General features: G+C 72.9%; 13 protein-coding genes (1 of these 13 only partly in view). 2 read left to right on the top strand and 11 right to left on the bottom strand.

Annotation, left to right across the window (positions count from 1 at the left end; translation table 11 throughout):
* A protein-coding gene (gene tyrS, locus O7634_RS21310) for a tyrosine--tRNA ligase (RefSeq protein WP_278154042.1) crosses the window boundary here: on the bottom strand, positions 1-624 show its beginning. Its footprint begins 669 nt before the window's first position; 624 of the gene's 1,293 nt are visible here — the first part of the coding sequence; it begins with the start codon at positions 622-624; the stop codon falls past the left edge of the window.
* Between the two features lie 81 nt (positions 625-705).
* Between tyrS and O7634_RS21305 the strand changes: the two genes are divergently transcribed.
* Positions 706-1,113, top strand: coding sequence for a PaaI family thioesterase (locus tag O7634_RS21305; protein ID WP_278154041.1), 408 nt, complete (start codon positions 706-708; stop codon positions 1,111-1,113).
* Positions 1,114-1,128: 15 nt separating this feature from the next.
* Here the strand turns inward: O7634_RS21305 and O7634_RS21300 are convergent, their stop codons facing one another.
* The 5 genes from O7634_RS21300 to O7634_RS21280 all read right to left on the bottom strand — a co-directional run bounded on the left by O7634_RS21300 (position 1,129) and on the right by O7634_RS21280 (position 5,846).
* Complete coding sequence (locus tag O7634_RS21300; protein WP_278151871.1) at positions 1,129-2,454, bottom strand: hemolysin family protein; 1,326 nt, start codon at positions 2,452-2,454, stop codon at positions 1,129-1,131.
* A 170-nt stretch (positions 2,455-2,624) separates the two neighbouring features.
* Positions 2,625-3,266, bottom strand: a complete 642-nt coding sequence (locus O7634_RS21295) for a hypothetical protein (protein WP_278151870.1) — start codon at positions 3,264-3,266, stop codon at positions 2,625-2,627.
* Between the two features lie 9 nt (positions 3,267-3,275).
* Positions 3,276-3,776 carry a GNAT family N-acetyltransferase gene (locus O7634_RS21290; protein ID WP_278151869.1) on the bottom strand — a complete coding sequence of 167 codons (501 nt, stop codon included), beginning with the start codon at positions 3,774-3,776 and terminating at the stop codon, positions 3,276-3,278.
* A gap of 46 nt (positions 3,777-3,822) precedes the next feature.
* The gene (locus O7634_RS21285; protein ID WP_278151868.1) at positions 3,823-5,295 is read right to left on the bottom strand and encodes a serine hydrolase domain-containing protein; all 1,473 of its coding nucleotides are present in this window, start codon (positions 5,293-5,295) and stop codon (positions 3,823-3,825) included.
* A gap of 38 nt (positions 5,296-5,333) precedes the next feature.
* The gene (locus O7634_RS21280) at positions 5,334-5,846 is read right to left on the bottom strand and encodes a winged helix-turn-helix domain-containing protein (RefSeq protein ID WP_278151867.1); all 513 of its coding nucleotides are present in this window, start codon (positions 5,844-5,846) and stop codon (positions 5,334-5,336) included.
* 128 nt (positions 5,847-5,974) lie between these two features.
* Here O7634_RS21280 and O7634_RS21275 point away from each other — a divergent pair, with 128 nt between their 5' ends.
* Positions 5,975-6,847 carry a universal stress protein gene (locus tag O7634_RS21275; protein WP_278151866.1) on the top strand — a complete coding sequence of 291 codons (873 nt, stop codon included), beginning with the start codon at positions 5,975-5,977 and terminating at the stop codon, positions 6,845-6,847.
* Here O7634_RS21275 and O7634_RS21270 read toward each other — a convergent pair.
* The 5 genes from O7634_RS21270 to O7634_RS21250 all read right to left on the bottom strand — a co-directional run bounded on the left by O7634_RS21270 (position 6,840) and on the right by O7634_RS21250 (position 10,657).
* Positions 6,840-7,475 (bottom strand): FMN reductase, encoded by a 636-nt coding sequence (locus O7634_RS21270; RefSeq protein WP_278151865.1) that lies wholly within the window; start codon positions 7,473-7,475, stop codon positions 6,840-6,842. The two genes, O7634_RS21275 and O7634_RS21270, sit on opposite strands and share 8 nt — an antisense overlap.
* Positions 7,472-8,614, bottom strand: coding sequence for an LLM class flavin-dependent oxidoreductase (locus O7634_RS21265; RefSeq protein WP_278151864.1), 1,143 nt, complete (start codon positions 8,612-8,614; stop codon positions 7,472-7,474). Before O7634_RS21265 ends, O7634_RS21270 begins: the two co-directional genes overlap by 4 nt.
* 125 nt (positions 8,615-8,739) lie before the next feature.
* Positions 8,740-9,015 (bottom strand): ubiquitin-like small modifier protein 1, encoded by a 276-nt coding sequence (locus O7634_RS21260; protein WP_278151863.1) that lies wholly within the window; start codon positions 9,013-9,015, stop codon positions 8,740-8,742.
* 2 nt (positions 9,016-9,017) lie between these two features.
* Positions 9,018-10,103: an exo-alpha-sialidase gene (locus O7634_RS21255; RefSeq protein ID WP_278151862.1), complete on the bottom strand. Its 1,086-nt coding sequence runs from the start codon at positions 10,101-10,103 to the stop codon at positions 9,018-9,020.
* A gap of 86 nt (positions 10,104-10,189) precedes the next feature.
* The gene (locus O7634_RS21250; RefSeq protein WP_347404276.1) at positions 10,190-10,657 is read right to left on the bottom strand and encodes an NUDIX domain-containing protein; all 468 of its coding nucleotides are present in this window, start codon (positions 10,655-10,657) and stop codon (positions 10,190-10,192) included.
* Between the last annotated feature and the right edge of the window lie 58 nt (positions 10,658-10,715).

Here is a 10,715-nt window from a genome sequence, read left to right as displayed (position 1 = left end):
GTTGCCCCACTGGTCGGATCCACCGAACTGGAGCTGGCAGCCGTGCCGGCGGTGCAGCTCGAAGAAGTCGTTCGCCTGCAACAGTTGGTAGCTGAACTCGGTGAAGCTGATGCCGGTCTCCAGGCGCGCCCGCACCACCTCCCGCGCGAGCATCTTGTTCACCGGGAAGTGCTTGCCGACGTCCCGGAGGAAGTCGACCACCGACAGCTCGCCGGTCCAGTCCAGGTTGTTGACCAGCTGCGCCCCGTTGTCCCCGGTGTACGACACGAAGGGCGCGAGCTGGTCGCGGATGCGCTCGATCCAGCCGGCGATCACCCCGGGCGGGTTGAGCGTCCGCTCGGCGCTCTCCTTCGGGTCACCGATCTGCCCGGTCGCCCCGCCGACCAGCAGCAACGGCCGGTGGCCGGCGAGTTGCAGCCGGCGGGCCATGAGCACCTGCATCAGGTTGCCGACGTGCAGGCTCGGCGCGGTGGGGTCGAAGCCCACGTAGTACGTGGCGGCGATCCCCCCGTCGAGCAGCTCGCGCAGCTCGTCGAGGCCGGTCGAGTCCTGGATCAGGCCACGCCAGAGCAGGTCGTCGGTCAGGGAGTCCCGCCCGGATGGCGGGGGGCTGCTGTCGGTCACGGTCACCGATTCTCCCCCATCGCCGGCACCGACCCGTACCGGGTTTGCTCCGACAGGCCCCGGCTAGGCTTGCGCGCCGTGATCGAGGAGGGGTTCGCCGTGGAGATTCCGGATCTGACGGGTGGCTTCGCCGCCCTGCTCGGCCTCACGTTCGAGGAGGCGACCGCCGACCGGGTGGTCATTCGCTGGCAGGTCCGCCCCGAGCTGCACCAGCCGTTCGGTCTCCTGCACGGTGGGGTCTACTGCTCGGTGGTGGAGACCGCGGCCAGCGTCGGTGGCGCGTTCTGGCTGGGCGACAGGGGCAGGGTGGTCGGGGTCTCGAACCAGACGGACTTCCTGCGGGCGGTCCGCGACGGTGAGCTGACCGCTGTGGGCACACCCGTGCACCGGGGTCGCAGCCAGCAGCTGTGGCAGGTGGAGATCACCGATGACGCGCAGCGGTTGGTCGCCCGGGGTCAGGTCCGGTTGCAGAACCTGACCCGCGACTGACCGCCGGCGGCCGGGTCAGCCGCGGGCCTCGTCGAGCACCGGCTCGGCGGGGAGGTCCTCGTCGGGCTCGTCGGGGACGCGGCTCAGCCGTACCTCGGTGATGGCCCGGTGGTCGATCTCGGTGACGACGAGCTGCCAGCCGTCCAGCGTGACGTCCTCCCCGGCGACGGTGGGGATGTGCCCGAGCCGGGCCAGCACCAGCCCGGCGACGGTGGTGTAGTCACCGGCCGGGCGCGACGGCAGCTCGACGCCGATGTCCGGAAGGTCGTGCACCGGGAACGTTCCGGGCAGCAGCAGCGCGCCGTCGGCGTCGCGGCGCACCGAGTAGCCGTCCCGGTCGGTCTCGTCGTAGATCTCGCCGACGATCTCCTCCAGGATGTCCTCCAGCGTCACGATGCCGTCGACGGCGCCGCGCTCGTCGACGACGAGCGCGATGTGCTGGCGCTCCGCCTTGAACTGGCGCAGCGCGTCGACCACCGGCAGCGAGTCGGGCAGCAGCATCGGGGGCCGGGCGATCTCGTCGACCGGCCGGTCGTCGGGCACGCCCACCAGGTCGCGCAGGTGGATCACCCCGACCGTGTCGTCCAGGCCGCCGTGGCGCACCACCGGCGCACGCGAGTGCCCGGTGGCGGCCAGCACGAGCCGCGCGGCCTCCGCCGTGGTCCCGCTGTCGAGCGTGAAGACCCGCAACCGGGGTACGAGCACAGCGCGCAACCGGCGATCGGCGATCTCCACCGCGCCCGCGATGATGGTGCGCTGCTCCTTGGTGAAGCCGTGGTTTCCGGCGACGATGTCGCGCAGCTCGTCGGGGCCGATCTCCTCCGGCTCGTGCTTCGGGTTGAGCCCGACCAGGCGGACGACGAGGTCGCTGGTGGCGCCGAGCGCCCAGACGGCCGGGCGGGTGAGGCTGGCGAGCAGGTCGAGCGGGCGGGCCACCAGCAGCGCCCAGCGTTCGGCGGCCTGCATGGCGATCCGCTTGGGGGCCAGCTCGCCGAAGACCAGGGTGACGAAGGTCAGCGCGAGGGTGACGATCACGATCGCCACCGTCTCGGCGGCGCCCCCGAACACCCCGAGCAGCGGCACGAGCGGTTTGGCCAGGGAGACCGCCGCCGCGGCCGAGGCCAGGAATCCGGCGAGCGTGATGCCGATCTGGATGGTGGCCAGGAAGCGGTTCGGGTCCTTGGCGAGTCGGGCCAGCACCCGCCCACCTCGGCTGGTGCGCTCCAGTCGTTGGATCTGGCTGTCCCGCAGTGACACCAGCGCCATCTCGCTGCCGGCGAAGAGCGCGTTGATCACGACCAGGATTCCGACCAGGGCCAGTTGGCTCCCGTAGCTCTGCACGCCCGGTTCGCTCCCTCTGCGGTGGTGACGCCGGCTGGCACGCGCGGCGCCGGCCGGTCGGCGGGCCCGCCCGGCGTAGCCGTGTCTTTGCCCCGTCCAACGCTGGCCGAATCCTGCCCCTCGACGCTACGTCGGATCGGCCGTCGGTGACGAATCGGACACCGCTGCCGTCATGCCGGGCCGCCGGCCGGGGTCGCGGGCAGGTCGAGCACGTACGAGTCGCCCTCCGGCCGGAAGCCGAGGCGGTGGTAGTAGGGGGCGATCATTCGGGGCGGGCTGACCACCCGGTGGAAGCCGCGTTCGGTGAACAGGCGGCTGCGCCGGTAGACGAACTCGCCGGGGGTGAAGTCGCGGAACTTCGGGGTGACGTAGTCGAGGTCGATCTGGGCGACGCCGTGCGCCTCGGCGTGCGACAACACCACGCCGACCACCTCGTCGGCGGTGACCACCAGGAACGCGGAGCGCCCGGACGCGTCCTGGTCCCAGCGGAAGCCGGGATTGAACCGGGCGATGTCGTTGGCGTGCACCCGCAGGGTGTGCGCGAGGAACTGGTCGCCGACACCGACCTCCACCACCTGGTAGGTCTTCTCGTCGTGCCGGGTGGCGAGCATCCCGCGTAGATACCAGACGTTGATCGCGGCGAGCACGAGATTGAGGCCGACCATGGGCCAGACCCCGATCGCGGCGTTGTAGCCGGTCAGCACGACACTGCCGAGGAGGTTGAGCGCGCGCAACCGCAGCACGCGCGACTGCAGCAGTGACCAGACCAGCACCGCGGAGCCGGCCCAGCCGACGAGATCCCACCAGTTCACTCCGCGAGACTAGTGCTCGCCCAGGTCAGGGCCGTCGGCGGGCAGCTCGAGCAGCCACTCCTCGACGTCCTCTCCCCGGCCGTTGGCGTACCCCGAATCCTCCCCGACCACCACGAAGCCGCACTTGCGCAGCACCGCGAGGGAGGCGGCGTTGTCCTTGGCGGCGCGGGCGTGCACCGGCCGGGGCAGCTCGCGCAGCAGGGCGGCCAGGGCCGCCGTCGCGTGGCCCCGGCCCCAGCGGGCCCTGTCGATCCAGTAGCTGACCTCGGTCTGGTCGTCGACGGGGAAGGCGCTCACGTAGCCGACCACGGCGCCGTCGACCTCGACCGTGCGGACCAGGTTCGCCGGGTTGGCCAGCACCCGGGCCCAGTGCCGGGCGAACTCGCGGTGGTCGGTGGGGTCCTTCGGGCCGAAGGCGGCCATCCGGTTGGCCTCCGGGTCCTGCTGGTGCAGGAAGAACTCAACGACATCGTCCTCGCGGACCGGGCGCAGCAACACGTCGGAGGTCATCGGTCGAGGGTACGCACCGGCTGTGACACGGTGCGGGAAGCCGGCGTCAGCCGGCGACGGCGACGACCGCCAGCACGGCGGCCACCACCGAACTCGCCACTGACACCAGTCGACGCCACGGCACCCGCGCGTCGACGACCGGCAGGGCGTGCCACCTGGTCGCCGCCACTGCCACCCCCGCCGCCGCCACGCAGGCCCCGAGCGGCCACAACCAGGCCGGCACCACCGACCAGTCCCCCAACCGGTGCCCCAACCCCAGATAGGCGAACGCCCAGACCGCCGCCGCCAGCACTGTCACCTGGTCGAGTTCGCGACGGCGGGCGGTGCCGAGCAGGGAGAGCCCGCCGAGGAAGGTGAAGACCACCGCGAGCCCGGCGCCGATCCACGGCAGCAGCACCGACGCCGCCGAGTCGGCCTCCCTCGGAGGCACCCCGAGCAGCCGCAGGCCGATCGGCTCGACGTCCCTGTCGGTGTTGCCGAGCACCGCCACCGCCCGCCCGGTGGCGCGTTCGAAGCCGACGTAGGACCGGAAACCGCCGGTCGCGCCGTTGTGCCAGACCACCTCGTGGTCGCCGTGCCGGCTGGTGAACCAGCCGTAGCCGATGCGGGTGTCGTCGTCCTCGCGGAAGCGGGCGGTGGCGGCGTCCGCGCCGGGAGCGGTGCCGGCGAGGGTGGCGGCGAGCAGCCGGCCCAGATCCTCGGCCGTCGACCACGGGCCGGCGCCGGCCGGCGCGTACCCGGCACTCGGCCACGGGTCGAGCGGCCGGCCGCCGGCCCGGCTGCCCTGGGCGCGACCGGCGGGCAGGTCGTCGTCGCCGGTGGCGACGACGGTGGCCGTCATGCCGAGCGGCCGCAGCAGCCGGGCGTGCAGCAGCTCGGGGTACGCGACGCCCGCCTTCGCGGCGAGCGCGTGACCGAGCACCGACGGGCCGAGGTTGGAGTAGTCGACCTCGCCGCGACCGTCGCCGGGACGGACCCGGTCGGCGGCGCCGCGGATGGTGTCGACGCCCTGCCCGGCGTACGGGTTGCCGCCGGAGACGTTGGACCACAGGACGCGCGCCCACCCCAGCGGGGAGGCGGGGGCGAGCCGGGGCAGGCCGGCGCGGTGGCTGGCGAGTTCGGCGAGGGTGACGTCGCGGGCGGGGCCGGTCACCTCGGACCAGGTGACGCCGAGGTGGTCGTCGGGGCCGACGACGCCGGCGGCGACCTGGTCGGCGAGGAGCATGCCGGTGAGCGCCTTGGTGACCGAGCCGATCTCGAACGGGGTGCCGGGCTCGACGGGTCGACCGGCGAGGTCCCGGTCGCCCAGGCCGGCGGTGCGGACGCGTCCGTTCTCGACCACTGCGACGGCGAGCCCCCGGTGTCCCGACGGGTCGGGCACCGCCGCGCGCACGGCGACGGCCAGCTCGCGGTCGCCCGTGCTCCGCGCGTCGAGGCGGGGCGCCCGGGGCATCAGCGCGACCCCGCACAGGCCGGCGATCAGCGCGGCGACGAGGGTGGTGACTGTGGTGCGGCGCATGGTGGCTCCTCGGTGGGGGTCGTCTAGTACGCGGCCGGTCAGCGGCCGGCGGCGGTGAGGATGGCCAGCAGTGGCACCACGCGTTCGGCGGGGACCGCGTGGCGGCCCCTGCCGCCGCTGCGCAGCCAACCGGCAGCGGTCATCTGGCGCAGATGGTGATGCAGCTGCCCGGTGGTGCCCAACTCCTCGATCTCGGCCAGCTCGCTGGTGCTCTGCCGGCCGCCGAGGATCTCCCGGAGGAGCCGCAGCCGCACCGGGTGGGCCAACGCGGAGAGGGCGCCCGCCAGCTCCGTCCAGTCCGCGGCGAGCAGGTCGTCGACGGTGCGGCCGTACTGCCAGTCGTAGTGCTGGCCGGCGACGCGGACGGTGCCGGTGTAGAGGACCGCGCCCGCTCCGTCTGCCGGCAGGCGCTGCTTGAGCCCGTCGAGAGCCCAGAAGGTGCCCTCGGGCGCGGTTGCGGGGGCGGGTGGCGGCGGTGTCGCCGCGAGCCGTTCGCTCAGGGCCGCGACCTGTGCCTCCAGCGCGGCGAGCCGATCTTCCACGCTGTCCATGCGTCGATATTACGTACATACGTAGTTGCGTACAAGACCGGGGTGCGCGCGCCGTCGCGATCGGCGCGTCCGGCCTGTGCCGCGCGTCCGCGCGGTCGACAATGACCTGACCGACCGAGGGAGCGCCGATGAACCGACCTGTCGTGGTGGGAGTGGACGGCTCCCCGTCCAGCCTGGTCGCCGCCGAACACGCCGCACGGGCCGCGCACCTGCGGTCCCGGCCGTTGCTGCTGGTGCACGGCTACCTGCACCCCTTCGGGTACGGCGTACCGCTCAACCCGTACGACCTCGGGGTGCCGGCGCCCTCCGCGGAGGCGCAGAAGATGTTGGAGCGGACGGCGGCCGAGCTGACCGACAGGTGGCCCGACCTCACCGTGGACGTCCGCCAGGTGACCGGCGGTCCCGGCGCCACCCTCATCGAGGAGTCCCGCCGGGCGGAGCTGGTCGTGGTGGGCAGCCGGGGTCTCGGCGGCTTCACCGGGCTGCTGCTCGGCTCGGTCGGCGCGCAGGTAGCCGCGCACGCGCGGTGCCCGGTGCTGGTCGTCCGCCCCGACGAACAGCCGATCCCGGTGGACGCCCCGGTGCTCGTCGGTGTCGACGGCTCCGAGTCGGCGGCGCTCGCGGTGGGCTACGGCGCCGACGAGGCGGCGCTGCGGGACGTGCCGCTGGTGCTGACGCACGTCGGGCCGCCGGAGCAGGACCGGAGCGTGCCGGAGGAGATCGAGGAGGCGCAGGCCGCGTACCGGGCGGACGCGGTGCGGCTGCTGGCCGACGCCTCCGGCAGGGCGCGCGCGGCGCACCCCGACCTGGTGGTGCGGGAACACCCGATCCGGGCGGCCGGCGCGGCCCAGGGGCTCATCGAGGCCAGCGGCACGGCGTCACTGCTGGTCGTGGGCACCCGGGGCCGGGCCGGTTTCGCCGGCCTGCTGCTCGGCTCGGTCAGTCAGGCGGCCATCCAGCACGCTCACTGCCCGGTGCTCGTCGCCCACCCGCTCAACTGAGCGGCGCGTCGTCACCCCGCCCGAGCATCTGGAGGAAATCGGTGGTGAGGGCGAACGGGTCGGCCGGGCCGCTGGCCGGTGGACGACGCTCGATCTGGTCGGCCAACTCCGCCGCGGCACGGCGGATCCGACCGCGCAACGCGCCGTCGGCGGCGCCGTCCGACCAGTCCTCCGGCGCGGCGAAGACGGCCGTCGGGACCACCACCGACCGCAGGTACGCGAACATCGGGCGGACCGCGTGCTCCAGCGCCAACGAGTGCCGGGCGGTGCCGCCGGTGGCCCCGATCAGCACCGGCCGGTCGACCAGCGACTCCTTGTCCAGCACGTCGAAGAAGGACTTGAAGAGCCCGTTGTAGGAGGCGCTGAAGATCGGGGTGACGGCGATCAGCCCGTCCGCGCCGGTCACCGTGTCGACGACCTCGCGCAGCGCCGTCGGCGCGAACCCGGTGAGCATGTTGTTCACCACGTCGTGGGCGTACTCCCGCAGGTCGACAACGTGCGGGGTCACCGCGTGGCCGCGCCGGACCAGCTCGTCGCGGGTGGCCGCGGCGAGCTGGTCGGCGAGCAGCCGGGTGGACGAGGGCTGACTCAGCCCGGCCGAGACCACGGCCAGGGTGCGGTGGGTCATCGGGTCGCCCCCTCCGGGGCCCTGCCCGTCACGTCGTCGACGGCGTGCACGGTGCTGTCGGTGCCGCCGCCGGCCGCGGTGACCAGCGAGGCGTGGGTGGGCGCGTCCGGCACGTGCGCCGGGCGCAGCGCGGCGAACTCCTTGCGCAGCACCGGCACCACCTCCTCGCCGAGCAGGTCGAGCTGCTCGAGCACCGTCTTCAACGGCAGGCCGGCGTGGTCGATCAGGAAGAGCTGCCGCTGGTAGTCGCCGACGTACTCCCGGAAGCCCAGCGTGCGGTCGATGACCTGCTGCGGGCTGCCCACGGTCAGCGGGGTCTCCCGGGTGAACTCCTCGAGCGACGGCCCGTGCCCATAGACCGGGGCGTTGTCGAAGTAGGGCCGGAACTCCCGGACCGCGTCCTGCGAGTTGCGCCGCATGAACACCTGCCCACCGAGGCCCACGATCGCCTGGTCGGCGGAGCCGTGGCCGTAGTGCGCGTAGCGCTCGCGGTAGAGCCCGACCATCCGCTGGGTGTGCTCCTTGGGCCAGAAGATGTGGTTGGCGAAGAAGCCGTCGCCGTAGTACGCGGCCTGCTCGGCGATCTCCGGGCTGCGGATCGAGCCGTGCCACACGAACGGCGGCACCCCGTCGAGGGGACGCGGCGTCGCGGTGAACGACTGCAACGGGGTGCGGTACTTGCCCTTCCAGTCGACCACGTCCTCGCGCCACAGCCGGCGCAGCAGGTCGTAGTTCTCGATGGCGAGCGGGATGCCGGCGCGGATGTCCTTGCCGAACCACGGGTACACCGGGCCGGTGTTGCCGCGACCCATCATCAGGTCCACCCGGCCGCCGGAGAGATGCTGAAGCATCGCGTAGTCCTCGGCGATCTTCACCGGGTCGTTCGTGGTGATCAGCGTGGTGGCGGTGGACATCAGCAGCCGCTCGGTGCGCGCCGCGATGTAACCCAGCATGGTGGTCGGGGACGACGGCACGAACGGCGGGTTGTGGTGCTCGCCGGTGGCGAAGACGTCCAGGCCGACCTCCTCGGCCTTCAGCGCGATCGCGACCATCGCCTTGATCCGCTCATGCTCGGTCGGCTCCCGACCGGTGGTCGGATCGACGGTGACGTCACCGACGGTGAAGACTCCGAACTGCATGACCAGCTCCTCGCGTGTCTACCGGGTGCCGCGGTGGTACCCGGACGCAGCCCACAACTTATTTGACGAGTCAACTATTCCGTCGGTGGTACGCCCCGCAGTGGCGCCGGTCACTCCCCCGGACCTCAGCCCCCCGCCACCGACGGCACCACCTGCACCTCGGCGCCGTCACCGACCGGGGTCGCCAGACCGCCCGAGTGCCGGCAGTCCTCCCCGTCGACGAAGACGTTGACGTAACGGCGCAACTCGCCGCGCTCGTCACGCAGTCGCCGGGACAGCCGGGGATGGCGCGCGGCCAACTCGTCGAGGACCGCGCGCAGCGTGCCGGCCGCGTCGACGCTCAACCGACTCGCCCCATCGGCCTCGCCGCGCAGCGGACCGGGCAGCAACACGGTGACCACGCTCAGATCACCGCCGCCCGGACGCACAGCACGTCGGGCAGGTGCGCCGCCACCAGCGCCCACGAGTCGCCCTCGTCCCGGCTGGCGAACACCGAGCCGGAGCGGGTGCCGAAGTAGACGCCGGCGGGGGTGGCGTCGTCGGCGCACATCGCGTCGCGCAGCACCGCCGGGTAGAACGGCCCCTCGGGCAGCCCCACCGACAGCGGCTCCCACTTTCCGCCGGCGTCGGTCGAGCGGAACACCCGACAGCGGTGCTCGGTCGGGAACCGTTCACCGTCGGCGACCAGCGGGAAGGTCCACACCGTGTCGGCTCGACCCGGGTGCGACACCATCGGAAAGCCGAAGTCGCTGGGCAGGCCCTCGGCGATCGAGGACCAGGTGCGGCCGTCGTCGTCGGAGCGGTAGACGCCGTGGTGGTTCTGCGCGTAGAGCCGCTCGGGATTGCCGGCGTCGCGGGCGACCTTGTGCACGCACTGGCCGAACTCGGGCCACTCGTCCGGCATGAAGTAGGCGCGGATGCCGGTGTTGCCGGGCGCCCAGCTCGCCCCGGCGTCCTCCGAGCGGTAGACCCCGCCGGTGGACATGGCGACCAGCACCCGAGCGGGATCGCGCGGGTGGGGCAGCACCGTGTGCACGGCCTGGCCGCCGAACCCTGCCTCCCACTGCGGCCGGTGCGGGTGGTCCCACAGCGAACGCACCAACTCGAAGCTGCGACCACCGTCGGTGGACCTGAACAGCGCCGACGGCTCGGTGCCGGCCCAGATCACGTCCGGTTCCTCCGGACCGGCCGGGGTCAACTGCCAGACCCGGCCGAGCGAGACCCCGGTGTCGGCCGGGAACGCGACCGGCGCCTGGTCGGGCTCGTCCCAGGAGGCGCCGAGGTCGTCGCTGGTGGCGACGCTGGGGCCGAAGTGTGAGCTGGTCGTGCTGACCAGCAACCGGGGAGTGGGGCGACGGGTGTCGATCGCCACCGCGTAGACACCGGTCATCGGGAAGTGCGGGCCGGTGATCTCCCAGCCGCGCCGGTCGTCGGCGCTGGTGGCGAGGAACAACCCCTTGGCCGTCCCGATTGCGAGCAGCGTTGCCATGGAACCCCTCCGTACCGTCGGTGAGCAGGTGCGGTGATTATGGCCACACCCACCGACAGACCGGCGCGGCAACGCCGGGCGGGCGCTCAGTGCCGGATGAGGCCGCCGACCGGGACGGGGGCGACGTGGCCCGTCGGCGGAGCGGTCCGCGCGAGGGTGAGGCCGACATCGACCACCGCCGAGCGGCGCAGATGGGCCACCTCGGACAACGGGGTCCAGACCGACTCGACGACGCCGCCGTTGGTCTCGGAGCGCCGCACGCCACCGACCACACGGACGCCGTAGAAGACGCCGACGGCCTGCTGCTCGACACCCAGCCGCGCGTGGGCGGCGGGGATCATCCGCGAATCCACGCCCAGCAGCCGTTCGACCACCGCCTGGTAACCGGTCTCCTCGGCGACTTCCCGGACCACCGCGTCGAACGGGTCCTCCGCGTGCTCGATCTCGCCGCCCGGCAGGGTCCAGTGCGTCTCGCCGGTCAGTGTCACGTGATGCACGAGAAGGACCCGCTCACCCTTGACACACACGGCATACGTCGCCAACCGGAAACTCACCCCACACCTCCCGGCGGACCCTATCCCAGTACGGTATGTCGACAGTGTCCGATGTCTG

This window comes from Micromonospora sp. WMMD1120 (assembly GCF_029626235.1).
Classification (GTDB): domain Bacteria; phylum Actinomycetota; class Actinomycetes; order Mycobacteriales; family Micromonosporaceae; genus Micromonospora.
The sequence above is the reverse complement of the archived record's forward strand: the minus strand, read 5'-3'. Positions and strand labels throughout refer to the sequence as shown.

What these genes read in the sequence shown, in the direction of transcription:
- O7634_RS21290 (WP_278151869.1), bottom strand. Translation starts at nt 3,776, where the DNA reads ATGACCTCCGACGTGTTGCTGCGCCCGGTCCGCGAGGACGATGTCGTT.
- O7634_RS21285 (WP_278151868.1), bottom strand. Translation starts at nt 5,295, where the DNA reads ATGCGCCGCACCACAGTCACCACCCTCGTCGCCGCGCTGATCGCCGGC.
- O7634_RS21280 (WP_278151867.1), bottom strand. Translation starts at nt 5,846, where the DNA reads ATGGACAGCGTGGAAGATCGGCTCGCCGCGCTGGAGGCACAGGTCGCG.
- O7634_RS21275 (WP_278151866.1), top strand. Translation starts at nt 5,975, where the DNA reads ATGAACCGACCTGTCGTGGTGGGAGTGGACGGCTCCCCGTCCAGCCTG.
- O7634_RS21270 (WP_278151865.1), bottom strand. Translation starts at nt 7,475, where the DNA reads ATGACCCACCGCACCCTGGCCGTGGTCTCGGCCGGGCTGAGTCAGCCC.
- O7634_RS21265 (WP_278151864.1), bottom strand. Translation starts at nt 8,614, where the DNA reads ATGCAGTTCGGAGTCTTCACCGTCGGTGACGTCACCGTCGATCCGACC.
- O7634_RS21255 (WP_278151862.1), bottom strand. Translation starts at nt 10,103, where the DNA reads ATGGCAACGCTGCTCGCAATCGGGACGGCCAAGGGGTTGTTCCTCGCC.